Origin of the sequence: Paenarthrobacter sp. PPS72 (genome assembly GCF_048537125.1) — a bacterium.
GTDB classification, from domain to species: Bacteria; Actinomycetota; Actinomycetes; order Actinomycetales; family Micrococcaceae; genus Arthrobacter; species Arthrobacter nitroguajacolicus_E.
Genome location: NZ_JBLYIE010000026.1, coordinates 14966 through 39911 on the forward strand (window position 1 = coordinate 14966; position 24946 = coordinate 39911).

The 24946-nt window shown below is 62.6% G+C and carries 27 protein-coding genes and 1 tRNA gene; 8 read left to right on the plus strand and 20 right to left on the minus strand.

Going from position 1 to position 24946, the window contains the following annotated elements:
- Positions 1–49 precede the first annotated feature (49 nt).
- The 4 genes from ACLRGI_RS13350 to glgX form a co-directional block, all read right to left on the minus strand.
- Positions 50–232 (minus strand): hypothetical protein, encoded by a 183-nt coding sequence (locus ACLRGI_RS13350; RefSeq protein WP_419202129.1) that lies wholly within the window; start codon positions 230–232, stop codon positions 50–52.
- Positions 233–724: 492 nt separating this feature from the next.
- Positions 725–1084 (minus strand): barstar family protein, encoded by a 360-nt coding sequence (locus tag ACLRGI_RS13355; RefSeq protein WP_419202130.1) that lies wholly within the window; start codon positions 1082–1084, stop codon positions 725–727.
- 22 nt (positions 1085–1106) lie between these two features.
- A complete protein-coding gene (locus ACLRGI_RS13360) occupies positions 1107–1595 on the minus strand; it encodes a guanyl-specific ribonuclease (protein WP_419202131.1) in 489 nt (162 codons plus the stop codon).
- A gap of 29 nt (positions 1596–1624) precedes the next feature.
- Entirely contained in the window at positions 1625–3739 is a 2115-nt protein-coding gene (glgX, locus tag ACLRGI_RS13365; protein WP_419202132.1) for a glycogen debranching protein GlgX, read from the minus strand.
- 239 nt (positions 3740–3978) lie between these two features.
- Here glgX and ACLRGI_RS13370 point away from each other — a divergent pair, with 239 nt between their 5' ends.
- Positions 3979–4788, plus strand: a complete 810-nt coding sequence (locus tag ACLRGI_RS13370) for a carbon-nitrogen hydrolase family protein (protein WP_419202133.1) — start codon at positions 3979–3981, stop codon at positions 4786–4788.
- A 276-nt stretch (positions 4789–5064) separates the two neighbouring features.
- Here the strand turns inward: ACLRGI_RS13370 and rlmB are convergent, their stop codons facing one another.
- The 6 genes from rlmB to ACLRGI_RS13400 all read right to left on the minus strand — a co-directional run bounded on the left by rlmB (position 5065) and on the right by ACLRGI_RS13400 (position 9910).
- Positions 5065–6057, minus strand: coding sequence for a 23S rRNA (guanosine(2251)-2'-O)-methyltransferase RlmB (gene rlmB, locus ACLRGI_RS13375; RefSeq protein ID WP_419202134.1), 993 nt, complete (start codon positions 6055–6057; stop codon positions 5065–5067).
- Positions 6058–6137: 80 nt separating this feature from the next.
- Positions 6138–7592: a cysteine--tRNA ligase gene (cysS, locus tag ACLRGI_RS13380; RefSeq protein ID WP_419202135.1), complete on the minus strand. Its 1455-nt coding sequence runs from the start codon at positions 7590–7592 to the stop codon at positions 6138–6140.
- A gap of 35 nt (positions 7593–7627) precedes the next feature.
- Positions 7628–7981, minus strand: a complete 354-nt coding sequence (locus ACLRGI_RS13385) for a hypothetical protein (protein WP_419202136.1) — start codon at positions 7979–7981, stop codon at positions 7628–7630.
- Entirely contained in the window at positions 7974–8525 is a 552-nt protein-coding gene (gene ispF, locus ACLRGI_RS13390; protein ID WP_419202137.1) for a 2-C-methyl-D-erythritol 2,4-cyclodiphosphate synthase, read from the minus strand. Before ispF ends, ACLRGI_RS13385 begins: the two co-directional genes overlap by 8 nt.
- Complete coding sequence (gene ispD, locus ACLRGI_RS13395; protein WP_419202138.1) at positions 8525–9307, minus strand: 2-C-methyl-D-erythritol 4-phosphate cytidylyltransferase; 783 nt, start codon at positions 9305–9307, stop codon at positions 8525–8527. The genes ispF and ispD overlap by 1 nt, the downstream gene beginning before the upstream one ends.
- 120 nt (positions 9308–9427) lie before the next feature.
- The gene (locus ACLRGI_RS13400; RefSeq protein ID WP_011690592.1) at positions 9428–9910 is read right to left on the minus strand and encodes a CarD family transcriptional regulator; all 483 of its coding nucleotides are present in this window, start codon (positions 9908–9910) and stop codon (positions 9428–9430) included.
- 293 nt (positions 9911–10203) lie between these two features.
- On the opposite strand from ACLRGI_RS13400, the gene ACLRGI_RS13405 reads away from it, so the two are divergent.
- Positions 10204–10746 carry a hypothetical protein gene (locus ACLRGI_RS13405; protein ID WP_419202202.1) on the plus strand — a complete coding sequence of 181 codons (543 nt, stop codon included), beginning with the start codon at positions 10204–10206 and terminating at the stop codon, positions 10744–10746.
- A gap of 118 nt (positions 10747–10864) precedes the next feature.
- On the opposite strand, the gene ACLRGI_RS13410 is transcribed toward ACLRGI_RS13405, so the two are convergent.
- Complete coding sequence (locus ACLRGI_RS13410; protein WP_020608526.1) at positions 10865–11545, minus strand: winged helix-turn-helix domain-containing protein; 681 nt, start codon at positions 11543–11545, stop codon at positions 10865–10867.
- Entirely contained in the window at positions 11542–12813 is a 1272-nt protein-coding gene (locus ACLRGI_RS13415; RefSeq protein ID WP_419202203.1) for a sensor histidine kinase, read from the minus strand. The genes ACLRGI_RS13410 and ACLRGI_RS13415 overlap by 4 nt, the downstream gene beginning before the upstream one ends.
- 199 nt (positions 12814–13012) lie before the next feature.
- Here ACLRGI_RS13415 and phoU point away from each other — a divergent pair, with 199 nt between their 5' ends.
- On the plus strand, positions 13013–13666 hold the full coding sequence (phoU, locus tag ACLRGI_RS13420) for a phosphate signaling complex protein PhoU (protein ID WP_419202139.1): 654 nt from the start codon (positions 13013–13015) through the stop codon (positions 13664–13666).
- A 101-nt stretch (positions 13667–13767) separates the two neighbouring features.
- On the opposite strand, the gene ACLRGI_RS13425 is transcribed toward phoU, so the two are convergent.
- A complete protein-coding gene (locus ACLRGI_RS13425; RefSeq protein WP_419202140.1) occupies positions 13768–14514 on the minus strand; it encodes a phosphoglyceromutase in 747 nt (248 codons plus the stop codon).
- A 132-nt stretch (positions 14515–14646) separates the two neighbouring features.
- On the opposite strand from ACLRGI_RS13425, the gene ACLRGI_RS13430 reads away from it, so the two are divergent.
- The gene (locus tag ACLRGI_RS13430) at positions 14647–15468 is read left to right on the plus strand and encodes a class I SAM-dependent methyltransferase (protein WP_419202141.1); all 822 of its coding nucleotides are present in this window, start codon (positions 14647–14649) and stop codon (positions 15466–15468) included.
- Between the two features lie 6 nt (positions 15469–15474).
- On the opposite strand, the gene ACLRGI_RS13435 is transcribed toward ACLRGI_RS13430, so the two are convergent.
- The gene (locus ACLRGI_RS13435) at positions 15475–15816 is read right to left on the minus strand and encodes a DUF2516 family protein (protein ID WP_419202142.1); all 342 of its coding nucleotides are present in this window, start codon (positions 15814–15816) and stop codon (positions 15475–15477) included.
- A 10-nt stretch (positions 15817–15826) separates the two neighbouring features.
- The gene (locus ACLRGI_RS13440; protein WP_419202143.1) at positions 15827–17011 is read right to left on the minus strand and encodes a trans-sulfuration enzyme family protein; all 1185 of its coding nucleotides are present in this window, start codon (positions 17009–17011) and stop codon (positions 15827–15829) included.
- 73 nt (positions 17012–17084) lie between these two features.
- Here ACLRGI_RS13440 and tmk point away from each other — a divergent pair, with 73 nt between their 5' ends.
- From tmk to ACLRGI_RS13455, 3 genes are read left to right on the plus strand one after another with little or no spacing between them, the layout of a single operon-like run.
- On the plus strand, positions 17085–17768 hold the full coding sequence (tmk, locus tag ACLRGI_RS13445; protein WP_419202144.1) for a dTMP kinase: 684 nt from the start codon (positions 17085–17087) through the stop codon (positions 17766–17768).
- Positions 17765–18916: a DNA polymerase III subunit delta' gene (locus ACLRGI_RS13450; RefSeq protein ID WP_419202145.1), complete on the plus strand. Its 1152-nt coding sequence runs from the start codon at positions 17765–17767 to the stop codon at positions 18914–18916. Before tmk ends, ACLRGI_RS13450 begins: the two co-directional genes overlap by 4 nt.
- 8 nt (positions 18917–18924) lie before the next feature.
- On the plus strand, positions 18925–20562 hold the full coding sequence (locus ACLRGI_RS13455) for an alpha/beta hydrolase (protein WP_419202146.1): 1638 nt from the start codon (positions 18925–18927) through the stop codon (positions 20560–20562).
- On the opposite strand, the gene ACLRGI_RS13460 is transcribed toward ACLRGI_RS13455, so the two are convergent.
- Positions 20559–21305: an HAD family hydrolase gene (locus ACLRGI_RS13460; protein WP_419202147.1), complete on the minus strand. Its 747-nt coding sequence runs from the start codon at positions 21303–21305 to the stop codon at positions 20559–20561. The two genes, ACLRGI_RS13455 and ACLRGI_RS13460, sit on opposite strands and share 4 nt — an antisense overlap.
- A gap of 215 nt (positions 21306–21520) precedes the next feature.
- Between ACLRGI_RS13460 and ACLRGI_RS13465 the strand changes: the two genes are divergently transcribed.
- Positions 21521–21593 (plus strand) — tRNA-Thr (locus ACLRGI_RS13465).
- Between the two features lie 55 nt (positions 21594–21648).
- Here ACLRGI_RS13465 and ACLRGI_RS13470 read toward each other — a convergent pair.
- The 4 genes from ACLRGI_RS13470 to ACLRGI_RS13485 form a co-directional block, all read right to left on the minus strand.
- Positions 21649–22149, minus strand: a complete 501-nt coding sequence (locus tag ACLRGI_RS13470; protein WP_419202148.1) for a DUF3592 domain-containing protein — start codon at positions 22147–22149, stop codon at positions 21649–21651.
- Complete coding sequence (locus ACLRGI_RS13475) at positions 22107–23039, minus strand: DUF6226 family protein (protein WP_419202149.1); 933 nt, start codon at positions 23037–23039, stop codon at positions 22107–22109. The genes ACLRGI_RS13470 and ACLRGI_RS13475 overlap by 43 nt, the downstream gene beginning before the upstream one ends.
- Positions 23040–23101: 62 nt before the next feature.
- Complete coding sequence (locus ACLRGI_RS13480; RefSeq protein ID WP_419202150.1) at positions 23102–23908, minus strand: formylglycine-generating enzyme family protein; 807 nt, start codon at positions 23906–23908, stop codon at positions 23102–23104.
- A 104-nt stretch (positions 23909–24012) separates the two neighbouring features.
- Entirely contained in the window at positions 24013–24852 is an 840-nt protein-coding gene (locus tag ACLRGI_RS13485) for an aldo/keto reductase (protein ID WP_419202151.1), read from the minus strand.
- Between the last annotated feature and the right edge of the window lie 94 nt (positions 24853–24946).

Genomic DNA, 24946 nt, shown 5'->3' on the forward strand with positions numbered 1-24946 from the left:
TCAAAGCACAACCGCGCTCAGTTAGTGTTAATCGAAGCGCATGCTATGTTTAGCCACGGTGAAAACTGCTGATGTTGTCATTCCACGTTCCCAGGAAGGGCACGTACCAACCCAAGGCGCTGTAATCGTTAGCGCTACCCAATCCAGCGCCGCCGTAGTTGATGTTTTCCCACCAAGTTACGTAGTAGCCGAAGTTCTTTACCGAACTTGCCTCGTTGTCAAACGATCCCATCCAAGTCGAATTGTCGGCTCCGTACGTAGCGCCGCCGTAGTCATTGTTGTCATAGAAAATACTGGCATTCGCAGATTGGCTGGCAGCAAAGAGCGCTGCGGTGGATAATGCGACGACGGCAGCGGCCCGTGTGAGCTTTTTTCATATCTTGGTCCTCATCTGGCTGGTGCGACTTGAGGCCATCAATTAACTCCGCGTGTTCCCCAATACGCAAGTGGCGAGGCAGAAAGCGTGCCTCGCCAAGAACATATCGCTCAACACTTTTGATTTCAAACTTTTGAAATAATGGGGGTAGTTATAGAAATATTCAATGTTTCGCGTCACGATTGAGTTGAACGCACCACTTAAGCGGATTTCGGCGGTAGTCATAGCTCATGTGGAACCAACGCTGATTACATCTCAGCTGCCCGTAAGACCAGCCAATGAAGTTGCCTCTTCGGGCGCCTGCCCATACGGGTAGGACGCCGGCGCAGTTAGGGCCCGCTGGGCCGACTAATTCTCGAAGACTGCGATAACTGCCAGGTCCCGGCCGGCGTAGCGCTCTGCGTCTTGGAGGATTTCGCAGACTACTCCGAAGGAACGGTCCGTACGGTAGGCCGCGGGGACCTGCCAGATCATGGTCACTGGGCTTCCGTCGTCCTCTGAGAGGGCATCGGCGTAGTCGTGCAGGGAGTCGTTGAGGGCGTCGAGGTTCACGCCGTAGTACTCGGGGAAATCGAGGACCTGGCCGAAGACCTCGAGGACTGCCTGCTTTGTGGTTGCGGGCGGCACCAGGAGGGTCCGGCGGCCGGCGTCGGAGATCTGCTCTCGCAACTCTTCGAGCGTCCAGGTGTCTGCGGAAAAGATCTTCATGGGCTCCTCTATTTGTCTTCGACTATTTGTCTTCGACGATGAACGTGAACGACTCGTAATGGTCAGGGGTGTAGTACTTGGCTGAGTCCTTGCCCACGATGATCCGTCGGGCACCGCGGTCTGACTCCCCCGGTGTGGGCACGGTGTATTCCTTGTAGAAACCACCCGACTTCTTGGGCAGCAGTCCCTCGAAGTTGCCGAAGTTCACGCCGTCACGGTCGTAAGGGTACGGGCCGCCCTTCGCGATCAGGGCAAGCGTTTGGCGCGCTTCCTTGGGTAACTGCGAAGCGTTCATTGCGGGCAGCGTGGAAGGGTTTGTGCTGGACGGGTTTGTGCTGGACTGGTTGGTAGCTGCCGGACCGGCAGCAGCAGGTGACGCTGTGGCCGAGCCAGGCGCCGTCGTCGTGGTTGGCGCTGTCAGCGAGCCGCCGCCGACCATGGCGACCACCAGCACGACGACGCCGATCACCAGCCCCGCGAAGGCCACCAGTTTGTTGCGGTTACGGTTCATCCGGTGGGCTCCCCTCGATGATCGGTTGGCTATGTGCGGTAGATGTTGATGGTGTTGGCTTGCAGGATATCCCGCTCGCCCGAGGCCACCAACGCGCCTTTCCGTCGGTCGTGCAACACGGAGGTGGTGAATCGCAGCTCAAACATGCGCTTGCCGATGCCCGACTCGCTCAGGATCTCCGGCAAGACCATTTTGACGTCCTGGTTACTTCCGTTCACCGAGATCAAGCCGCGGATCTCACTGTCCTCGTGACCCATCAAGAGTTGGACTGAGCGGACGTTGGGATCATTCCAGCGCGCCGGAGTCATCTTTTTGCCTTTATCGTCAAACCACTGAAGGCTGGAGTCATTGGCCTGGCCCGGGAAGCTCTCTGGCTGGTGACGCAGGAACCAGCGGCGGAGACGGACCAGTTCACGGGTAGTCCTGAACATGGCGTTGGCTTCCTGCGTCCGGCTCCAGTCCAGCCATGCCGTGGGGTTGTCCTGGCAGTAGGCGTTGTTGTTGCCCTGCTGCGTGCGGCCGATCTCGTCGCCTGCCGTGATCATGGGAACGCCAATGGAAAGCAGGAGCGTGGCCATGAGGTTGCGGATGGACAGCGCCCGCGCAGCCACAATGGCCTCGTTCTCGCTGCGGCCCTCGAAACCATGGTTGTAGCTTCGGTTGTCGCCGTGTCCGTCGCGGTTCTGTTCGCCGTTGGCCTCGTTGTGCTTGCGGTCATAGCTGACCAGGTCCTTGAGGGTAAAGCCGTCATGCGCGGTGATGAAGTTGACGCTGGCCAGTCGGGTGCGGCCAGACGATGCGAAAAGGTTCGCCGAGCCCGCCATGAGCTCAGCCAAAGACGCCACCGAGCCACCCTGGCCGCCGGCCTCGATGGCTGCCCGGTCGGACAACCAGAAGCTCCGGACGCCGTCGCGGAAGTGGTCATTCCAATCCGACCAGCCCTGCGGGAAACGGCCGGTTTGCCAGCCACCGTAGCCAACATCCCACGGCTCGGCGATGAGCTTGACCTCAGAAAGTACCGGGTCCTCGGCTATGGCTTTCAGGAAAGGATGCTGGGGATCGAAGGTGTTGCTCGCGTCCCGGCACAGGGTAACTGCGAGGTCGAAGCGGAACCCGTCCACGTGGAAGTCGTTCACCCAGTACCGCAAGGAATCCAAGGTCAGATCCACCACTATGGGATCACTGAAATCCAAGGTGTTTCCGCACCCAGTGGTGTCCAGGTAACGACCGTGGGCGTCGTGCCGGTAGTAGCGCTTCTCTGCCAGACCGCGGAAGCTCAGCGGCGGTCCGTCGGGCCCTGCTTCGGCCGTGTGGTTGTAAACCACATCCAGGATGACCTCGATCCCCGCCGCATGAAGCAGCTTGATCATGCCTTTGAGCTCATCCTGCACCGCGTGGGGACCGGCATTCCGTGCCGCTTCCGTGGCGTAGTCCGCGTGCGGTGCAAAGAACGCCGCAGTGTTGTAGCCCCAGTAATTGGTCATGCCCAGGTCCTGGAGGTGCGACTCATCCAGGTGGAAATGAATCGGCAGGAGCTGGACGGCAGTGATCCCAAGTTCGCTGAGGTGCTGAATCATCACAGGGTGCGCCATGCCCGCGTACGTGCCGCGGAGATGTTCCGGGATGTCCGGGTGAAGCATTGTCTGGCCACGGACGTGCGCCTCATAGATTACCGAGGTGCGCATAGGCGTTCTCGGGGGACGGTCGTCACCCCAATCGAAACCGGTCTGCACGTGCACGCTCGTGAGGAACTCGCCCCGCTGGTCCACTGCGCGACCGTAGGGATCGAGCAGCAGCGGCTGGTGGCCGTCGTCGTCCATATCCAGAGCTGGGATGGAAAGAGGGAGACCGCCCTCGCCGGGAGCAGCGCGGAAGCCGTAGCGGGTGCCCGGAGCCATGCCGTCCACGAGGCCGAAATGCACGCCATCCTGGATGTTGGACAGGATATGCGCGCGCCAAGGTTCCCCTGGAGTTTGGAACACCACCTCCACCCGCTCAAGTTCCGGCGCGAATACGGCCACATTCACCGCATGGTTACGTCCGGATTCGGCGTCGAAAACTCCGGGCTGGGGCGTGCTCAGTCCGAGGGGCCTGGGCTGCGACGCGTCCAGGGCAGCTGCTGTGTCAAAAATAGGCATAACCATTGCTTGCAAGTTTAGTTCCACGCAAAGTATGTACCGCGCGGGCCTCCCATGTGACGACGTTCAGCATTGCTTTTTCATTTCTTGCCCGCAGGTGGCGGGATTTTATCTGACGCTCACGTGCTGCGATGCTCCATGTTCGCTGTAACCGGTCGGGTTTGGGTGGACCGATTGTGTCGCGTTCCACCGTCCAGGGCCAGTCCGCTTGGCATACTGGGACGGAGACAACTGGAGGTTTTATCGTGCGTGTGGCACTCGCCCAAGTCATCACCGGCCGGGATCCGGCCGATAACCTGCGGCTCCTGGAGAAGTACGCCCGCCGGGCCAAGGACGGGGGTGCCGGGTTGGTGGTCTTCCCTGAGGCGATGATGCGGGCGTTCGGAAACTCGTTGCTGGACATCGCCGAACCACTTGATGGGCCATGGGCCAGCCAGGTGCGATCACTTGCGGACGAACTTCAGTTGGTGATCGTGGCCGGCATGTTCACCCCGGGCAGCCCCTCCGATTCCGGGTCACCGCGCGTACGGAACACGCTTTTGGCCACCGGGCCCGGCGTGGAAACCAGCTACGACAAGATTCATCTTTTTGACGCGTTCGGCTTCGCGGAATCGGACACCGTTGAGGCGGGAACAGATCCGGTAACGTTCGACGCCGGTGGCCTCACCTTTGGTTTGGCCACCTGCTACGACATCCGTTTCCCTGCCCTGTTCACGGCCAACGCCCAGCGCGGAGCCCTGGTGAACATCGTTTCCGCTTCATGGGGATCCGGGCCGGGCAAAGCCGATCAGTGGCAGCTCCTGGCGCGTGCCCGCGCAGTGGATACCACCACGTTCGTGCTTGCCTGCGGCCAGGGAGACCCGGCTACCCAAGGAGTAGAGGTCAAAGGCGCCGCACCCACGGGCGTGGGGTACTCCGCCGTCGTGTCTCCGTTCGGCCAGGTGTTGGAAGCCCTCGAAGGTGAACCCGGCCTCGTTTTCTACGATCTTGACCCGGCCGTGGTGGAAGAAGCCCGGGCGAAGCTCCCGGTGCTGGCCAACCGCCGCGACCTCTGATCGTCTCTCACATCACTAGCCCTTCGCGCGAACCCTCTCGCACATCCCTCGGCCAGCAGTCCCCCCGGGTGAATTCCGCCGTTGTTCGTTTGCGTTCCGGACGCAGGCCGAGGATCTCAAGCCCGAGCGCACTAGAGCGTGCGGCTCAAGCCCGAGGGACATGCTAGAGCGTGCGGCTCAAGCCCGAGGGATATGAGAGAGCGATCGGTGCAGGCAAGCGAAAGGCGCCGCAACCGCCATCCGAGGAGGATGGTGCTTGCGGCGCCTTAGCGAGGACTACTTGGCGGCGCGCTGCCTTGACACTTCGTACAGCGAGATACCGACGGCCATGGATGCGTTGAGCGACTCCATGGCTGAATCGATGGGGATCGAGACGATTTGGTCGCAGTTTTCGCGGACGAGCCTGCTGAGGCCCTTGCCTTCGGAGCCGACCACAATGCAGACCGGCTCGGTTGCAACCGTGAGGTCGGGCAGCGAGACGTCGCCGTCGCCGTCCAAGCCAAGGACGTAAATGCCCATGTTCTTGAACTGCTTGAGCGCGTTGTTGAGGTTCGCGGCACGGGCAACGGGAACGCGGACAGCGGCACCGGCGCTGGTCTTCCAGGCGGACGCCGTGACACCCACGGAGCGACGCTCGGGAACGATGACGCCATGGCCGCTGAACGCGGACACGGAGCGGATGATCGCGCCGAGGTTGCGGGGGTCGGTGATGCCGTCCAGCGCCACGAAGATCGGAGCGTTGGAGATGTGCCCCTTCTTCCATTTAGCGAGGGTTTCCTCGGCGAGCTCGTAAGCGTCCTCGTATTCGTACGGCGGGATCTGCAGCACGAGGCCCTGATGGACGGCGTCCTCGGTCATGCGGTCCAGCTCGACCTTGCCGGTTTCGAGCAGCGGGATGCCGCGCTCGGCCGCGAGTTTCAGGGATTCCTTGACGCGGTCGTCCATCTCAATGCGGATGGCCACGTGCAGGGCCTTGGCCGGGATGCCTGCGCGCAGGGCTTCGACCACCGAGTTGCGGCCCGTCACCAGCTCTTCAGTGGCACGGCCCTTGGGGCCCGAGCGGGCGCCGGCGCCACCGGGTCGGGTGCCCGGTCCGCGCTTGGCAGCCGAGCGCTCAGCCAGCTGCTTGTTCTTGTATGCCTTGTGGTAGGTGCGTTCCTCCGCCTTGGGCGTGGGACCCTTGCCTTCCAGGGCCTTGCGGCCGTGGCCACCGGTTCCGGTGGTGGGGCCCTTCTTCTGCTTGACCGACCGGCGACCATTGTTGGCCATGAGATTCCATCCTTGATTTTGTGAGTAAGTCTGGAATCAAGTCTACTGACCCGATGCAATTCGGCCGTCGCGCCGGTATGTCAGTCGCGTTTAAGGCTCCAGGTGGCGCCCTCGGCACCATCTTCGACGACGACGCCAGCAGCGGCGAGAGTGTCGCGGATCGCATCGGATGCGGCCCAGTCCTTGTTGGCCCTGGCGGCAGCGCGGGCTTCGAGTTGGGCTTCAATCAACACTTCCAGGGCGGCGTGCTCGCGGCCCTGTACAGCTTCCGGACGTTTCACCGAATCCAGCCCAAGGACTTCGGTCATGGACAACACGCTGTAGAGAGCGGTCTTCGCACTGTCCGCGTCGCCTGAAGCCAGGGCCGTGTTTCCTGCCCGCACGGTTTCGTGCAGCACACCGAGGGCTTGGGGCACGTTGAGGTCGTCGTCCATGGCCGCGATGAAAGCAGCGGGCATGTTCGCTTGCGGGGAAACGTCAGAGGCTTCCGTGCCCACCTTCGCAGATGCCTTGTGGATGAACCCGTCAATGCGCTCCACGGCGGCAGCGGCCTCCTGCAGCGAGGTGGGCCGGTAGTCCAGGACGGAGCGGTAGTGCGCCTGGCCGAGGTAGTAGCGAACCACGCGCGGCGAGGCGAGCTCAAGCATCTCGGCCGGGCTCACCGTGTTGCCAATGGATTTGGACATCTTTTCGCCCTCGTAGGTGACCATGCCGTTGTGCATCCAGAAGTTGGCGAACTCGTCGCCCGCTGCCTGGGACTGGGCCATCTCGTTCTCGTGGTGCGGGAAGCGAAGGTCCAGTCCTCCACCGTGGATATCAAACCGCGGGCCAAGGTACTTGGTAACCATGGCGGAGCACTCCAGGTGCCATCCGGGACGCCCGGCACCCCAAGGCGACTCCCACTTGGCGGTAACAGGCTCGCCTTCCTTGAAACCCTTCCACAGCGCGAAGTCGCGGGGATCGCGCTTGCCCCGAGGGTCGGCGTCGGGCGCTCCCTGCATGTCATCAATATTTTGCCGCGTCAGCGAGCCGTACTTGCTCCAGGAACGGACGTCGAAGTAGACGTCGCCGGAATCATCCAGTGCGGGGTAGGCATGGCCGCGGTCGATGAGGCGCTGGATGAGCGCGTGCATTTCCGGGATGTGGCCGGTGGCGCGGGGTTCATACGTTGGCCGTTGGACGCCGAGGGATTCGTAGGCATACTCGAATTCCTGCTCGTAGCGGTACGCCAACGCCCACCACTCTTCGGCTTGGCGTGCCGAGGGCTCGGCATCCCAGTCCGGGCCGAACGACTGCGCAGACTTTGCCAGGATCTTGTCGTCGATGTCCGTCACGTTGCGCACCACGGTAACGCGGAGGCCTCTGAACTCGAGCCAACGCGTCAGTTGGTCAAAGGCGATGGCAGACCTGACGTGGCCCACGTGCGGCATTCCTTGGACGGTGGCCCCGCAGTAGTACACGCTGGCCTTGCCGTCTTCGAGGGGAACGAAGTCGCGGACTTCGGCGGAGGCGGTGTCATAGAAGCGCAGGGTCACCGCTCCAGATTAGCCGATGACGCGGCGTGACCTGCCTACTTGCAGTATTCGCCGATCTTGTTGAACTGAACCTTGAGCTTCTCTTGCTGGTCCTGGGTAGCTGCCCCGAGGGATGAAGCCGCCGCTTCGTCCATGATCGCAGCCATCTCCTTGATGGGATTGCCGATCTCCGGAGCCAGTTTGCCGGCGATCTCGTGATAATGCCCGGCGATCTGTTTGGACTGCTGCTGCTGGTTGCCGTCCGGCTTGAAGGTGTCGTTGTTCAGGAACTCGCAGCTGGCAGCCACATCCATCGTTTGGGTCCCGCTGCAACCGCTCAACAGCAGCGACGCGGCCAGGCCTGCTGTCACCACAGCGGAACGCACGACGCCGGCGCACGGCTTAACCATGTGGAGCACCTTTCGCGGGACCAGGCTCGGTTGCCGGCTCTTCATGATCGGAAACCCGGTACACGAGGGCTGTGGCAACGGCGGAGATCCCTTCGCCGCGGCCAGTGAAACCAAGTCCGTCGCTGGTGGTTGCCGTGACACTGACCGGCGCCCCGGCGGCTTCGCTCAGCACCCGCTGGGACTCTTCCCGGCGCGGTCCGAACTTGGGACGGTTGGCCACGAACTGCACTGCGACGTTGCCGATCCCGAAGCCTGCCGCGCGCACGATGCGGGCCGCTTCACCGAGGAGCTTGACTCCCGAGGCTCCCGCGAACTCGGGGCGGTCGGTGCCGAAGTGTGTGCCCAGGTCACCGATTCCACAGGCGGAAAAAAGGGCGTCGGCAGCGGCGTGGGCTACGCAGTCGCCGTCGGAATGGCCTGAAAGTCCTTGCTCCCCTTCCCAGAACAGCCCGCCCAACCAAAGCGGCTGAGGATCATCTTCCGGAGCAAATGCGTGGACATCTATGCCGATACCGGTGCGTGGAAGGACCATGTTCGTTGTCATCAGCCTTCCACCCAACGAATTCCCAGCGGGCCTTCCAGCAAGCCCTCGGCAATGATGAGGTCCAGGGGCGTGGTGATCTTGAGGGATTGGCTGGCTCCGCGGACGGCGTGGACCGGAACACCGAGGAGCTCCACCAACATGGCGTCGTCAGTAACGGCTGCCGACTGCTTGTCGTCGAAGAGTCCTGCAGCTTCATGCGCCCTGCGCAGCACGTCCAATTCGAAACCCTGAGGGGTCTGCACGGCACGGAGCTGTTCGCGGGGAGCCGTACCTGTGACGACTTCCGGGGCGATAGAGGAGTCTGAGCCGTTCGTTTCGGCAACCGTCTTGATGGTGTCCACTACCGGCATGGTGGGAATGACAGCCTTCGCACCGCAGGCCAAGGCGTCCGATACGCGCTGGAAAACGCGCTCCGGGGTCAGGGCACGTGCGGCGTCGTGGACCAGGACCAGCTCGGTTCCTTCCTCCAGCGCAGCCATGGCGGCACGGACCGAATCAGCGCGGGAGGAACCGCCGTCGACCACTGAGATTTCCGGGCCGCCATCCACCAGGTCAATGGTGAACTCGGAGATCGACTCGCGCAGGGCCGTGTCTCCTCTGGGCACTGCGACGCAGATTTGGCGCGCCACATCAGAGGCGACCACACCACGGAGTGCATGCATCAGGATGGTTTCGCCGCCCAGCGGAACCTGGGCCTTGGGCATGCCGTAGCCGAGGCGTTCACCGGAGCCGGCAGCAACCACGATCACGGCCGTAACGGCGCGCTTGGAAGGAATACTCATGGGCCCAAGATTATGCGGAATGTGCAGAGAATACCCACATACCGGGTAATTCCGCGACGCCGCGGCAGGATCGTGGCAAAAAGAAACCCGGCGGCGCTTTCGCACCACCGGGTTCAATTCTTAGGAAGCCAAGACCTCGTCGAGAACGCTTGCAGCCTTCTCTTCGTCTGTCTTCTCAGCCAGGGCCAGTTCTGAAATCAGAATCTGCCGCGCCTTGGCCAGCATCCGCTTCTCACCTGCGGAAAGGCCGCGATCGTGATCACGACGCCAAAGATCGCGAACGACCTCTGCCACCTTGATGACATCGCCTGAAGCAAGCTTCTCCAGGTTCGCCTTGTAACGACGCGACCAGTTGGTAGGCTCTTCAGTGAACTCGGCGCGGAGAACGTCGAACACGTGCTCCAAGCCTTCTTTGCCCACTACGTCCCGGACCCCAACAAGGTCAACGTTCTCTGCTGGAACTTCAATGGTCAGATCACCCTGAGCCACCTTGAGCTTGAGATACATCTTCTCTTCGCCCTTGATGGTGCGCATCTTGATTTCCTCAATTTTTGCTGCACCGTGGTGAGGGTAAACTACTGTCTCGCCGACCTCAAAAACCATGTGGACTTTCCCCTTTCCCGCAGATCAGTCTATCACGATTAAGGCATACGACTGGCATCAGACAGGGCCTTCTGCCGCGCCAATAAAGGGAACACGGCCTTAAACGACTTCCTCCAAGGTCTTGACGTATTCCGCGAAAGATGCTTCGGGCAAGCCACGTGGGAGCAAGATCTCCCCCGTTGGTGGCGCCACATAGCCTTACCGAATCCGTATTTCGGGGGGTTTGCCGATAGGCTATGGCTGAAAAGTGTTCCAATGACTCTTGAGGAGTAGGTGTCGTGCGCAATACTGCGATGAACCCTGTCCAGCGCGGCAAGCTGGCAATTGCGGCGGCTGCAATCGGCGTCGGTCTTCTGTCCGTCACCGGCTGTGGATTCGTCAACGCCCAGCAGACTACCCACCAATACTCGGCATCGGACGGGATCAAAGCTGATCTCGGTTCCCTGCAGTTGCGCAACATCCTGATTGTTGCCTCGGGCGAGAATGAGCCCGGCCGCGTCATCGGCGCCGTCTTCAACAGCTCCGCTACCGACGCCACGCTCACCATGAGTGGTGCCAACGGCGCCCAGACCGAGATTCCGGTCAAGGCCAACTCCGAGACGTACCTGAACGACACCGCCGATGCGGCGATCCTCAGCACTGCGGGTGTCATCCCTGGCGGGCTGACCCCGATCACCATCCGAAGTGGATCAGACTCCGCCACAGTCAACGTGCCGGTGGTTGACGGCACGCTCCCCGAGTACGCCAAGTACCTGCCGACCACGTCAAGCCCTACGGCAACACCGACGTCGACCTCTACGGCTACTACTGCGGAGGCTCCGGCCGCCGGCCACTAGCCGGCCCGGACACCCTCTTTCGCCCCGGCCACTCTGAAAGGCTGGCGACACCCAAATCCGAGCGTCGTCAGACGCTTTCCGTGGCGCCAACGAATATGCGCGTCGCCCCCGGCAAATCTTACGGCTCGAACTTGTACCCGAGGCCCCGCACGGTCACCAGGTAACGCGGCGCGGACGGATCGGGTTCGATCTTGCTGCGAAGCCGCTTCACGTGGACATCAAGGGTCTTGGTATCCCCCACATAGTCAGAACCCCACACCCGGTCGATCAACTGGCCACGCGTCAGCACGCGGCCCGAGTTCCGGAGGAGCATCTCCAACAGCTCGAACTCCTTCAGCGGCAAGGAAACCTGCTCGCCGTTGACGCTCACCACATGGCGCTCTATGTCCATGCGGACGGGACCGGCCTGCACTGTGGAGGTGATGAGTTCCTCAGGTTCGCCCTGCCGACGCAGCACGGCACGGACGCGGGCCACGAGCTCGCGGGAGGAATATGGCTTGGTCACATAGTCATCTGCGCCAAGTTCCAGGCCAACCACCTTGTCAATTTCCGAATCCTTGGCCGTCAGCATGATGACGGGGACGCTGGAGCGCTGGCGGAGCTGCCGGCACACTTCGGTGCCCGGCGTTCCGGGCAACTGCAGGTCCAGGAGGACGAGGTCGGCACCGTTCCGGTCAAATTCCACCAAGGCGTCGCTACCGTTGTCCACTACCTCGACGTCAAAACCCTCTTTGCCCAGGAGATAGGACAGGGGGTCGCTGAAGGACTCTTCGTCCTCCACTATCAAAATGCGGCTCAAGCGCTTGCTCCTTGCTCTTGGGCACCACTGGCGCCCCCTTGGTGATTCACGTGACGTGGTTGTTGAATCGCGTGATGAGGTTCGACGGCGGCAGCAGCCGCCGGAAGTTCGGACGACGCAGCGGGAGTCGGAAGGCCGGCGTCGTCGTCCTGGCCTTCCATCTCGGGCAGTCGGATAGTGAAAGTGGACCCCTGACCGGGCTGGGACCAAACGGTCACCTCACCGCCGTGATTGGACACGACGTGCTTGACTATGCTGAGTCCGAGGCCCGTGCCGCCGGTGTGCCGGGACCGTGCCGCATCCACCCGGTAGAAACGTTCGAACACGCGCTCCTGGTCCTCCGGAGTCAGGCCCTCGCCCTGGTCCGTGACAGAGATGGCAACGACGCCCTCGCGCGTCCGGACCCCCACCCCCACCCGTGTGTTCTCGGGTGAATAGCGGATGGCGTTGTCGATAAGGTTGCGCAGGGCCGTCACCAGGAGGTCCCGGTCACCGAAGACCAGCGACTCGGAGTGGCCACCCACTACGATCTGGATGTTCTTGCTTTCGGCCGGCAGCTGCGAGCGGTCCACGGCCTCGGTGATCACCGTATTGATATCAACCGGGTGACCCTGTTGGGCAACGTTGGCCCCCTGCAGGCGGGACAGTTCAATAATGTCTTGAACCAAGGCGGCCAGGCGGCCGGATTCCTTATGCATGCGCTTGGCGAACCTGCGCACCGCTTCTTCGTCGTCGGGCGACGCTTCCAAGGCCTCGGCCAGGAGCGAGATTGCGCCGACGGGGGTTTTGAGTTCGTGGGACACGTTGGCCACGAAGTCGTTGCGGATCTCTTCGGTGCGGGTGATCTCCGTGCGGTCGTCGGCCAGGAGCACGATGTATTCCCACCCAAGCATGGCTGCCCGGACCTGGACCACAATGGTGCCCTTGCCCAGAGGTCCACGCGGCAGTTCGTACTGCTCCTCCAGGATCACGCCGTCGCGGCGGACCTTCGCAGTCATATCCAGGAGTTGCTTATGCACTACTGTGTGGCCGCGCACCAGGCCGTAGGCATACGCTGCGGGACTTGCACGGACAACGCCGTCGATCGCGTCCACTACAACAAAGGCACGCCCGACGACGGCCAGGACTTCCGCTGCACCCTCAGGAAGCAGGGGCTCAGTCACGTCCAGGTCCACAATGCTGCGTTGCCGCTCGCTGATCCTGAATGCGAGCATGCCAAAGACGCCCAAAGACAGGCCTACGAGACCTGCGACGACACCTATGAGCAATGGATCCACGTGTCCAGCTTATGCTGTGGAAAGACGGGCAAGCAGTGATCCGGCGCCAAACGCGGACGGTTCAACTAACGTTCATCTAAAGGAGCCGAACAGTTCATTGGCCCCTGACACAGTTACTGGTTGGACTGTCAATGGTTTTGAAATCCGACCCCCATCATGGGAACCGGATTTCCAAGGAAAGGACGCCTTAGTGCGCAAGGTTTTTCAGGAGGAGCTCACCCAGGTAGGTGACGACCTCATCGAGATCTCCAAGCTGGTTCATGAAGCAATCACGAAGGCTACTACTTCCTTCGAAGGCGCCGACGTGGATCTTGCCCAGGACGTCATCGCGGCAGACGCACGCATCGACTTCCTGCAGAACAGCTTGGACGAGCGTGCCATCGACATCCTTGCCTTGCAGGGCCCTGTTGCGAGCGACCTCCGCATGATTGTGGGTTCGCTGCGCATGAGCGCGTCGCTGGAACGCATGGGCGACCTCGCCCGCCACGTAGCCCAGCTGGCGCGCCTGCGCTACCCGGCCACCGTTATCCCCGCTTCGCTGACCCAGACCTTCAAGGCCATGGCCCAGCACGACATCGACATCACCGCGAAGGTCATCGAGCTCCTTGAGACCCGCGACCTTGAAGTTGCCCGGGACATCCTCAAGATCAACATCGCCGTGGACGACCTCCACCTCAGCGTCTTCAAGGCGATCGCCTCCCCCGAGTGGAACGAAAGCCCTTCCACCACCGTGGATGTCGCCCTCGCCAGCCGCTACTTCGAGCGCTTCGCCGATCACGGCGTCTCCGTTGCCCGCAAGGTCACCTACCTGGTGACGGGCGAATGGCAGCCTGAAGGCTTCTAGCTCCTACTTCTCAGAACATACGACGGCGGGGGGGGGGGGGGAGGGNNCCCCCCCCCCCCCCCCCCCCCTCCCCCCCCCCGCCGTCGTGATCTCGTCAAGCTTTATTTTTTGCCCTGGTTGGCCACAGCCAGGATGGCCTGTGCTGCTGCGTCGGGGTCCAGGTAGGTTCCACCGGGGTTGATGGGCTGGAAGTCCTCGTCCAGTTGGTACACCAGCGGGATGCCCGTGGGGATGTTGAGCCCGGCGATGGCGTCGTCGCTGATGCCGTCCAGGTGCTTCACGAGCGCCCGCAGCGAGTTGCCGTGGGCGGTGACCAGGACGGTCTTGCCGGCCTTGAGGTCTTCCTTGATGTCCGATTCCCAGTAAGGGAGCAGGCGGACCAGGACATCCTTGAGGCATTCGGTGCGCGGCAGGGCGTCGCCGAGATCCTTGTAGCGGACGTCGTGGGCCTGGGAGAACTCGCTGTCATCGGAGAGGGGCGGCGGCGGGGTGTCATAGCTCCGACGCCATTCCATGAACTGCTCTTCGCCGAACTCGGCCAAGGTCTGGGCCTTGTCCTTGCCCTGCAGTGCGCCGTAGTGGCGCTCGTTCAGGCGCCAGTCGCGCTTGACCGGGATCCAGCCGCGGTCGGCCTTGTCCAGGGCCATGTTGGCGGTGTTGATGGCACGCTTCAGGAGCGAGGTGTAAAGGACGTCCGGCAGGATGTCGTTCTCAACCAGGAGTTCCCCACCGCGGACTGCTTCTTCGCGGCCTTGATCGTTCAGGTCAACGTCCACCCAACCGGTGAACAGGTTCTTGGCGTTCCATTCGCTGTGGCCATGGCGCAGCAGAATCAGCTTGTAAGTCATGGTTTTTATCCTAGCTGAGCAGTTACGTGCCCTGCCCGGCGTTACGAAGAGCAACGCGGGGTCACTTTTGGCCCTTTCGGAGCCTTTGAAGGGGCCATAAGTGACCCCGCGTTGCAGGATAAAGTGGAGGCCGTGGTGCAAAAAGCGGAACGGGTGGGCTCTCCCCGCAGTCGGGGTGGAAAGCCTGTTGGCAACATCACCCGGGGCACCACCAATCCGAATCGCATGCGCCGCCTGGACCGCTGGCTGGCTGGCCCGCAGGCATGGCGGCTGCGCACCGCCGTCGACCCCCTTGTCGTGGACCTTGGCTATGGCGCCTCACCGACCACCGCCGTCGAGCTTTTCGAACGGCTGAAGGCTGTGAGGGCGGACGTCAGGGTCTGCGGTATCGAGATTGAACCGGAGCGGGTACGGACTGCAAAAGCACTTGAACGGCCCGGGCTGAGCTTTCACGTGGGAGGTTTCGAAATCCCTGTACCCGGTGACCCGGTGTTGGTGCGGGCCTTCAACGTGCTGCGGCAATACGAGGAAGCGGACGTTGCCGGGATCTGGCGGCTGGTGCAGTCGCGCCTGGCATCCGGCGGTTTATTCATTGATGGCACCTGCGATGAAATCGGCCGGCGCGTCACGTGGGTGGCTTTGGACGCCGAGCGTCCGTTGAGCCTCAGTTTTTCAGTACGGTTCGGCAGTTTCGAGCTGCCATCCGAGGTGGCAGAGCGGCTACCCAAAGCCCTGATTCACAGGAATGTCCCGGGTGAACCGATCCATGCCTTCCTGCAGGCCATGGATAAGGCGTGGCTGGACGCAGCGCCCCTGGCGTCGTTCGGAAACCGTCAACGGTGGACGGGCATGTGCCGTTCACTGCGCGACGCCGGGTGGCCGCTTCAGGATGGTCCCGCACGGTGGCGCTTGGGTGAAGTTACGGTTGCGTGGGACGCGGTTGCGCCGAAGTAGGGTTCTTTACCAGGGGCCGTAGGGACCGACGTTGCGGTTGCCACCGCTGCCGGCCTCGCGCAGGGCGGGACGGACATCGGCAAGGTACACGCAGGCTGCGGTGACCGCCGCGATGCCGAACAGACCAAGGCCGCTGCCGCCCGTGAGGACCGTCAGGGCGCCGATCGCCAGTGCCACGCCGGTGAGTGCCAACCAGAACGTCTTGGTGCGTTTGGAGGCCGCGACGAAGAGCGTCGGCTTATGGCGCAGGCAGTCCGCGAAAGCCCACAGTTCCAACGCAAGGGCTACCAGGCCCAGGATGAAGTAAACCCCGCTGGTAACGTAAGCGATCAAAATTTTTCCGTCCACGCCCTTTAGCCTAACCGTCCAGCGACTTCAGTGCTTGCTCAAGGTCGGACCAGAGGTCTTCCACGTTCTCGATCCCGACGCTCAACCGGACCAGATTCTCCGGAACGCTGAGCGGCTCGGCTGTGTGCCGGCGTCGGCGTTCAATCAGTGACTCGACCCCGCCAAGGGATGTTGCAGGCAGCCACAGCTGCAAGGCGCGGACCAATTCGTCCGCAGCATCGGCACCGCTGCGCTGTTCATCGCCGGCGATCTGGATGCAGAGGATGGAACCGAAACCCTTCATCTGCGTCTTTGCACGCTCGTGGCCCGGATCCGTGGGGAGCCCGGGGAAGCGGATGGCTTCCACGCGAGGGTGGCTGCTGAGGCGTTCAGCCAGCGTCGCAGCAGACGCCTGGGAGCGCTCGATCCGCAGCGCCAGGGTACGCAGACCGCGCAGCGCCAGCCAGGCCTCAAACGGTCCGGCGATGCCGCCGTGGATGATCCGGTGGTGGAGCAGGGTGGCGCGCAGTTCAGGGTTGGACGTCACCAAGGCTCCAAGAACAACGTCCGAATGGCCGGCCAGGTACTTGGTCACCGAGTGGAGCACGACGTCGGAACCCAGGCTGAGGGGCTGCTGCACCAAAGGCGTGGAAAAGGTATTGTCCGTGACCACGATTGCGCCGACTGCGTGCGCAGCCTCAGTGAGCGCACGGACATCGGCGATGCCAAGCATGGGGTTGGTGGGGCTTTCCAGCCAGAGCAGGTCCGCCTTCTTGCCGTTTTCAGGGCTGATGAGCGCCTTCACGGCGTCCGTGTCCGTGATGTCTACGGTGCGAAGTTCAAGGAAACCCTTCCCTGCCAGTTCAGTGGCCATGACCAAGGACCCTGCGTAACTGTGGGAGGGCATCACCACTACACCGCCGGCGGGAACCAGCGACAACGCTGAGCTGACCGCTGCCAATCCGGAGGCATAAAGCAGCCCCGGCAGGGTGGCGCCTTCCAGTTTGGCCAACGCGTCCTCGAAGGGATCCCACGTGGGGTTCGCGTAGCGCCCGTAACCGCGGTCTCCCTCGCCTAATGAGCCTGTTCCGAAGTATGTGGAGGACAGGACGATGGGCGGGTTCACCGGCTCGTCATGGGCGCGGTCCGGGCGGCCGACTGCAACTACGACGGTTTCCGGAGACAAATCGGCGGCGTGCTGATCGGAGAGGCTCATGGATTCAGCGTAGTCGCGGGCAATGCTGTGGATAAAAGGCGTCTCGCATGCCGGTGATCGGTAGGCTAGTCCAGTGAGTATCAAGAGCCCAGGCCTTTTCATCGCCTTCGAAGGCGGGGACGGAGCGGGCAAGTCCACCCAGGCCGCCCGGCTCTCCGGCGCCCTCGAGTCACGGGGCCTTTCCGTGCTGCGCACCCGCGAACCAGGGGGCACCCCCATTGGCGAGAAACTGCGTTCCCTGGTCCTGGACCACGGGCACGGCACCATTGATCCCCGGACCGAGGCCCTTATGTTCGCCGCAGCCCGCGCCGCCCATGCCAGCCAGGTGATCCGGCCCGCGCTGGCCGACGGAACCGTTGTCATCACGGACCGCTACATCGATTCTTCCGTTGCCTACCAAGGTACGGGCCGCGGCCTCGGCGCCGAAGGCGTTTTGTCGCTCAACGAGTGGGCTACCGAAGGCCTGCATCCGGACCTGACGGTACTGCTCGACGTCGACCCCTCCGACGGCCGCCAACGCCGGACCGCCGGGGACGCCACCGAGGACAGGCTGGAGTCCGAGCCCGACGAGTTTCATTCCGCCATCCGGCACGCTTTCCTGGACCTCGCCGCGGCCGCACCCTCCAGCTATCTGGTGCTGCCCGCGAGTGCGGACATTGAAACACTGGCCGCCCGGATTCTGGAGCGGGTGGAGTCGCTGCTCGTAGATAACGGCGTGCCGGTAGTGGGCGAACCTACTTCAGGCGAGCGTCCGTGAGCGTCTGGGACGACCTCCAAGGGCAGGCGCCCGTGGTTGCCCAGCTCAAGCAGGCGGCACAGGGCGGTACAGGCCTCACCCACGCGTGGCTCTTCACTGGACCGCCGGGATCCGGCCGTTCCAACGCAGCCAAGGCCTTCGCCGCCGCCTTGAACTGCGAGCAGGACGACGTCACCATGCGTGGCTGCGGCGAATGCGCGGCCTGCCACACAATCCTCGGTGAGACGCACTCGGATGTGACGTTCGTACGCACCGAAAAGGTCACCATTACCATCGACGAAGCCCGCGAACTCGTCTCCAAGGCAGGTGACCGCCCCGCCACGGGACGGTGGCGGATCATCGTGGTCGAAGACGCTGACCGCATGGCCGAGCGCACCACCAACGTACTGCTGAAAGCCATCGAGGAACCCACTCCCAGGACCATCTGGATGCTGTGTGCCCCCTCTCCCGCCGACGTCCTGGTCACCATCCGCTCGCGATGCCGCCCGGTGAGCCTGCGCCTGCCGCCGGCCTCCGACGTCGCTGACCTTTTGGTGAGGCGCGACGGCGTCGAACGACAACTCGCGGACCGTGCCGCGCGTGCGGCGCAAAGCCATATAGGGATAGCCCGCCGATTGGCCCGCGACGCCGATGCCCGGCAACGTCGGTTGGATACCGTTCGTATCCCGCTTGGTCTACGGGGTGTCACCGCTGCGGTGATGATGGCTGAAAAGTTGGTCAGGATCGCCACCGAAGAAGCCAACAGTTCCAACGACGAACGCGATGCCGCAGAGAAGATTGCACTACTGGCGAGCCTCGGCGCGCCGGAATCCGGTACGCTCCCCCCATCCATGCGCAGCCAGGTCAAGCAGCTTGAGGATGACCAGAAACGGCGCGCCAAGCGCTCCATCACAGACTCGCTGGACCGCACGCTGACGGATCTGCTGTCCTTCTACCGGGATGTCCTGATCATTCAGCTGGGGAACGCCGTGGAACTGGTCAACGTTGAACTCAAGAGCGAATTGGAAGAATACGCGCGCCATTCAACGCCGGAAACCACCTTGGCCCGAATGGACGCCATCAACAAAGCCCGTGTCCGAATTACCACCACCAACGTAGCGCCGCTGTTGGCGGTCGAGTCCATGGCCACCAGCCTCATCCAGCAATAGGAGAATGCATGAAGTCCGCACCCCGCCGGTCCGCCGGTACCCCTTCAAGGGACCGGTCTGCCCAGCTTGATGCGGGTGGTGGTTCGGCAAGCCGGGGTGTTGCACGGCGGGGATCCCGTGGTGGCTTTGCGGCGCTGTTCGTTGCCCTTGCTTCCATGCTGGTACTCAGCGCGTGCACCGTCCCTTTCCTGCCAACTCCCACGGCCAAGCCGTCCACCAGCACGGTGGATCCATCCATCGCGGCCTCGGCTCCGGAAGGTTTGGAAAAGTTCTACTCACAGTCCGTGGAGTGGAGCTCTTGTGAGGACGGTCTTCACTGCGGCAAGGTCCAGGTGCCTAAGGACTACGCCAATCCGGCGGCCGGGGACATCACGCTTTCCGTGATCAAGTTGCCCAGCACCGGCAACAAGCAGGGATCCATCCTGATAAACCCGGGCGGACCTGGTGGCTCCGGCGTGGATTTCATCAAGGATGCCGGCAACACCCACTTCACTGAGAAGTTGCGGGCCAACTACGATGTGATCGGTTTTGATCCTCGTGGAGTGGGTCGCTCCGCTCCGGTGACGTGCATGACCGACGCCGAACGTGACGCTGCCCGCGAAAAGGTGTTCCGAAAGAACACTGACGAAGGATTGGCTGCCGCCCTGGCGTTCAACAAAGCATTCGCTGAGCAGTGCGCCCAGCAGACCGGTGATGTTCTGGGACACATCGACACCGTGAGTTCTGCCAAGGACCTGGACGTCCTGCGCGCCGTGGCCAACGATGCCAAACTTAACTACCTGGGCTTCTCCTATGGCACGTTCCTGGGATCCACTTATGCTTCGCTCTTCCCGGACAACGTGGGCCGCGTGGTACTTGACGGAGCCGTTGACCCGGCCATCAGCAACGAGGAACTGACGGCCGGGCAGGCGCGGGCCTTCGAGAAGGCCCTGGGCACTTATGTGGCCAGCTGCCAGGGACAGCAACAGTGTCCCCTGAGCGGTTCCGTGGACAACGGTGTGCAGGAAATCCGTGACCTCATCAATGCCGTGGACCAGAATCCGCAGACCGCCAAGGACGGCCGTTTGGTCACAGCCAATGACTTCGTCAATGGCCTCATCCTGCCCCTCTACAATGACCAAAGCTGGCCGGCCTTGACCCAGGCGTTGGAGAGCGCATTCTCCGGTGACGTCTCGCAAATGATGAGGCTCGCCGACCTTGGCGCAGACCGCGAGCCCAACGGCACGTACAGCTCCAACTCCGCTTTCGCGTTCCAAGCCATCAACTGCCTGGACTACCCGATGGTGACAGATACTGCCGGCATGAGGGCCGAGGAAATCCGCCTCTTGCAGGACTCCCCCACGTTCGGTGCCTTCTTCGCTTATGGCGGTGTCACGTGCAAGGACTGGCCCTACCCCAGCACCCGCACCCCTGCACCGGTGGAGTACAACGGATCTGCCCCCATTGTGGTGGTCGGTACAACCGGTGATCCGGCCACCCCGATTGAGTGGTCCCAGTCCCTGCGCAAGCAGTTGGAGAATGCTTCGCTCGTAACGTGGGAAGGTGAGGGGCACACAGCCTACGGCCGCGCTAACTCGTGCGTCAGCACCGCCGTCGACGACTACTTCGTAGACGGCAAGCTGCCGCAGGACGGCCTCAAGTGCTAGAGATGCCGGGCTTCCCGCTTCTCCACCAGGAGCGGGAGCTGCTTGATGGAATCCACGACGACGGTGGCTCCGGCCGCGCGTAGCGTCGCCTCCGAGTGGGAGCCCGTCAGGACGCCGGCCACGAGGGATGCACCGGAACGGACCCCGGACAGCATGTCCGAACTGGTATCGCCCACCACTGCCACCTCACGCACATCGTCGAGATCCAGGGCGAGCACGGCCGTCAGGATCATGTCCGGGTAGGGCCGGCCGCGTCCGGCATCAGCTGGGCACAGGCTGAGGTCCGCAAGGCCCATCCACCCGAGGGATTCCAGCACCATGTTCTGCGTGTGCCGACCAAATCCCGTGGCCAAGCAAATCTGCATTCCGGACTCCCGCATCCACAGGATTGCGTCCTCCGCCCCTGCAATGGCGCGGACCCCGCCATCTGCGATGAGTTCGTCGTAGCTGTTCTCGAAAACCTTGTTGGCGCTTTCGGCCACTGCCGGGTCGTCGAAAAGGTGGCTGAAAACGGTCAGTTTGGAGAAGCCCATGGTGTCCCGGGCATAGCCGAGCATGCTCTCGAACTTGCTGGTGCCCGGTTCGATGCCGTGTTCCACAAGGGCCCTGGAGATGGCCCGCTCTGTGCGGCCATCATCGGTGATGGTGGTGCCCACCATGTCCACCACGGCGAGCCTCAGCCGATTGGGTGTGTGGCTGGCGTCCCTGCTGATTTCGTCCCCGTTCAATGCGTCCCCGGTCATGGAGCGGCTCCTTCAATTTGTGTGCATGGCGGCTGAATCCCACCACAGTTGATTCCCCAGCTTCCGGCTGCCGGGAAACCACCGCCTGAACCCGGCCCGACGCTCGGGTGAACATCCCCGCAACGGCCGCCACCGCCCTCGTTTTGACCCGGGTGCGGTGCCTCTATTACAGTTATGTCTTGCGTGATCGCCCGGGAAACCCTGGTGAACGCGGTGCTTCCTTAGCTCAGTCGGTAGAGCGTTTCACTCGTAATGAAAAGGTCATCAGTTCGATTCTGATAGGAAGCTCAGAGAAAAAGCCCCGCCGGTTCGCTGAATCGGCGGGGTTTTTTATTGCCTCGGGTCAGCCCACCGGGTAAATCCCGATGAACCACAATGAGCTCGCAGCAAATACTGCGAAGGCGGGAATCAGGCAACCAACCAGCTTCTTGGACTGCCTCACCAGCTGATAGGACTCCGCCGGATCAGACGGATTGTAGGCTACAGCCAGCGGGGACCCGAGCTCGGTTTCGGCGACAGTTGAGACGTCCGATTCTCCTCCATATACGTCACCACGGGCGTCGCTGTATTGGTAGTACGGCCGGAAGCGGCGGTTGCGGGAGGAGTTGCCCGCACCATTGGTCCATCCCGAGCGGTTACCGGTCACAGTCGCGAGGACTTTTGACCACCTGGCAACCAGCGTCTCCCTGCGCTTCATGTCTCTGATGGCGCGGAAAAGTGTCCATATCACGGCGATCACAAACAGCGCCCACACAACGTACAGCACGATTTTCACAAGTGTCCCCCAGATCAGCGGCGCGGTCAGTCCAGTGGCTGGCTCCCCCGGTAGTTTCTGAGTGTCCATGGCCTCCAGCCGTCGGGGACGGCCAACGGAAAGTCGTGCAGTGCACCCGCATGGACCACGACACCGGGAAAACTGGTCCAGGCGAAGGTCAATGGCGCCGCCAGCGGCTCGCGGGGTGTCAGTCGCGCCACCTCGAACACCTCGCCGGTGTTCATGGACACGTCCTCAGCGTGGGCTGGATTCCAACTGACATCGACCTCGTACACGCTTTCCAGGTACTCAATAAGCGCGCGGGCTATCAGGTGGAGTCCTTCAAAGCGTTCAACGTGGGTTTGCACGCTATAGCTGTCTTCGGGAGGAGAATCGGCGCCCCATCTGTTTCCGTATACGATCACTTGGCCGTCGACCTCGCGATACTCACGCGACGGAAGGTCCGGCCGCACAAACGTGCTACGGGCTTGCCCCACAGGAACGGGACGCAACTCAGGAAGCGCAGATTCGCTCGGCTCGTCAGCTGACCACTCCCCAAGACCGGCAACGAGTCCGGCCACCATTGCGTCGTCCACCTCCGCCAGGCCGTCAAACAGACGGTCCACCGCGATCATCATGCCGCGGCCTCCGGCCTCGCGGGATCCGTCCGCCAAGACCCTCCAGTGTGCTTCCGGGCGCATCGCCGCAATGACGTTGCCAACGAAAACCACGGCGGCATTGCGTAGCTTGGGGTCATCCGAGATCCGGCGGACGTTGATCCGCAAGTAGGCAAACAGCTTGGCTGCGTCGGAGGCCAGCTCCTCGCCCCGAACTCCGCTGCTCCCGCAGAACTGCACGAAGTGCCCGTAACCGGCAAGGTGCTTGACCGGAGCCGCTTCCTCTGCCGCCGGCCGGTACAGCGCAGGCTTGTTGGAAAATGGCGTTGGCAGTCCTGATGCAGGCCCTTCAATGTCCCCCATGGGCTCATCCTAGGGCGCCCACAGTTGTTTGGACCCGGAACGCAGGACTAAGTCTTGGATCATTAGGGCTTCCGCAGCTCCCGGTGCGGCGTCCACCCGATGGGCAAAGGCCCTCGGATTTGAGCCCGTCGCCAGTCCTCGACGGCGGACCAGCCTTGCGCCGCCTGCTCACCGGAGGTGCCAACGGCCCCGCGGGCAACCCGGAACCCGACGTCTTCGAGCACGGCGTCCGGCGCGCTCCCGCGGCGGACGGACGCCCTGCAGCTCCAGCCAGGGTCAGCCCAACCACCGCCCCGCAGGCTCCTATAGTCGCCGTAGCGGGCAGTGTCTGCAAAGTCCCAGCACCATTCCCAGACGTTGCCGATCATGTCGAAGAGACCAAATGTGTTGGGCGCCTTCCCCGCGACCTGCTGAGGCCCTTCCACCTGGTCTGCCGCCGTCCACGCGATGTCTTTGAGCTCTCCATACCGCGGACCGGTGGTTCCCGCACGGCAGGACCATTCCCACTCGGCCTCTGTCGGCAGCCGGAAGCCATCAGCATCCAAGTGCCAGACGACGTCGCGGTCCTGTACTGAATACGCGAGGGTTAGGCCCGCAGCCCCGGACGCTTGGTTGCACCATTTGATGGCGTCGAACCAGGTCACAGGGTGCGCCGGGGTATTGCGGCTCCCATTCCCGTTCAGGCTCCGGTTCCCGGCGAACGCTGAATCCCATTCGGCCTTGGTCACCGGCGTCCTTCCCATTGAGAAGGACTCAAGCGCAACATCACGGGTCGCTCCGGAACGGGCATCCCGCAATGCAACGGTTCCCGCAGGAATTGCCGCAAGACGCTCTGCGGTCAGCCTGTTGATGGGGACGGGCGTAGTCATGTGTCGATGCTAGCCCGCTGCGAAGGCGAGGTACCGTCGTCGGGCGTTAACGGCAGGTGCCCCGCCCCCAAAGAGGGACGGGGCACCGCGGCAAAGCTTGGGAGTTAGGCGAAGTCGGAGACTGCCGGGTCGGGTCCGATGCGGCCTTCAGCGCCGCGATCCAGACCGTTGATGGCCTCGACGTCGGTGGCGTCCAGCTTGACGTTGAGAGCCGCGAAGTTCTCCTGGATGCGGGACTCGGTGACGGACTTGGGGATCACCACGTTGCCTATGGCCAGGTGCCAGGCGATGATGACCTGCGCCGGGGTAGCATCGTGCTTGGCGGCGATCTCAGCCACGGTGGCGCTTTCGAGCAGTTCGCCGCCCTGACCCAGCGGGGACCAGGCCTGCGTCAGGATGCCTTTGGAAGCATTGAATTCGCGAAGGTCGGCCTGGTTGAAGAACGGGTGCAGCTCAACCTGGTTGATGGCCGGAACAACACCGGTTTCATCGATGATGTGTTGCAGGCCTTCCTTGGTGAAGTTGGAGACGCCGATGGACTTGACCCGGCCGCGCTTCTTGAGCTCGATCAGGGCCTTCCAGGTGTCGACGTACTTTTCCTGCTTGGGCTGCTGCCAGTGAATCAAGTACAGGTCCAGGGTCTCGAGGCCGAGACGGTCCATGGACTCCTCGAAGGCCGCGAGTGTGGATTCGTAGCCTTGATCGGCGTTCCACAGCTTGGTGGTGATGAAGATTTCCTCGTGGGAAAGGCCGGAGGAGGCAATGGCACGGCCGACGCCTGCCTCGTTGCCGTAGATCTTGGCGGTATCGATGTGGCGGAACCCGGCTTCGAAAGCTTGGCGCACCACCTTTTCGGCTACATCGTCTTCAACTTGCCACACCCCGTAGCCGAGCTGGGGGATGGTGTTGCCGTCGTTGAATGTAAGTGTTGGTGACGAAGTCATGTTTGCCATCCTGCCAGCAAGCAGTGACCAACAGCGCCGAATATTACGCAGATCAGCTATGCGCTTAACTTCTTGCATGCAAGGAATAAGCGCG

Bases quoted from the DNA above. Each gene is read 5' to 3' on its own strand.
- ACLRGI_RS13405 (WP_419202202.1), top strand. From the start codon at position 10,204: ATGAACCCTGTCCAGCGCGGCAAGCTGGCAATTGCGGCGGCTGCAATC.
- ACLRGI_RS13400 (WP_011690592.1), bottom strand. From the start codon at position 9,910: ATGGTTTTTGAGGTCGGCGAGACAGTAGTTTACCCTCACCACGGTGCA.
- ACLRGI_RS13470 (WP_419202148.1), bottom strand. From the start codon at position 22,149: ATGGACACTCAGAAACTACCGGGGGAGCCAGCCACTGGACTGACCGCG.
- ACLRGI_RS13455 (WP_419202146.1), top strand. From the start codon at position 18,925: ATGAAGTCCGCACCCCGCCGGTCCGCCGGTACCCCTTCAAGGGACCGG.
- ACLRGI_RS13480 (WP_419202150.1), bottom strand. From the start codon at position 23,908: ATGACTACGCCCGTCCCCATCAACAGGCTGACCGCAGAGCGTCTTGCG.
- ispD (WP_419202138.1), bottom strand. From the start codon at position 9,307: ATGAGTATTCCTTCCAAGCGCGCCGTTACGGCCGTGATCGTGGTTGCT.
- ACLRGI_RS13460 (WP_419202147.1), bottom strand. From the start codon at position 21,305: ATGACCGGGGACGCATTGAACGGGGACGAAATCAGCAGGGACGCCAGC.
- ACLRGI_RS13485 (WP_419202151.1), bottom strand. From the start codon at position 24,852: ATGACTTCGTCACCAACACTTACATTCAACGACGGCAACACCATCCCC.
- ACLRGI_RS13355 (WP_419202130.1), bottom strand. From the start codon at position 1,084: ATGAAGATCTTTTCCGCAGACACCTGGACGCTCGAAGAGTTGCGAGAG.
- rlmB (WP_419202134.1), bottom strand. From the start codon at position 6,057: ATGGCCAACAATGGTCGCCGGTCGGTCAAGCAGAAGAAGGGCCCCACC.
- ispF (WP_419202137.1), bottom strand. From the start codon at position 8,525: ATGACAACGAACATGGTCCTTCCACGCACCGGTATCGGCATAGATGTC.
- ACLRGI_RS13350 (WP_419202129.1), bottom strand. From the start codon at position 232: ATGGGATCGTTTGACAACGAGGCAAGTTCGGTAAAGAACTTCGGCTAC.
- ACLRGI_RS13425 (WP_419202140.1), bottom strand. From the start codon at position 14,514: ATGACTTACAAGCTGATTCTGCTGCGCCATGGCCACAGCGAATGGAAC.
- ACLRGI_RS13385 (WP_419202136.1), bottom strand. From the start codon at position 7,981: ATGGTTAAGCCGTGCGCCGGCGTCGTGCGTTCCGCTGTGGTGACAGCA.
- ACLRGI_RS13440 (WP_419202143.1), bottom strand. From the start codon at position 17,011: ATGAGCCTCTCCGATCAGCACGCCGCCGATTTGTCTCCGGAAACCGTC.
- ACLRGI_RS13475 (WP_419202149.1), bottom strand. From the start codon at position 23,039: ATGGGGGACATTGAAGGGCCTGCATCAGGACTGCCAACGCCATTTTCC.
- ACLRGI_RS13360 (WP_419202131.1), bottom strand. From the start codon at position 1,595: ATGAACCGTAACCGCAACAAACTGGTGGCCTTCGCGGGGCTGGTGATC.
- glgX (WP_419202132.1), bottom strand. From the start codon at position 3,739: ATGGTTATGCCTATTTTTGACACAGCAGCTGCCCTGGACGCGTCGCAG.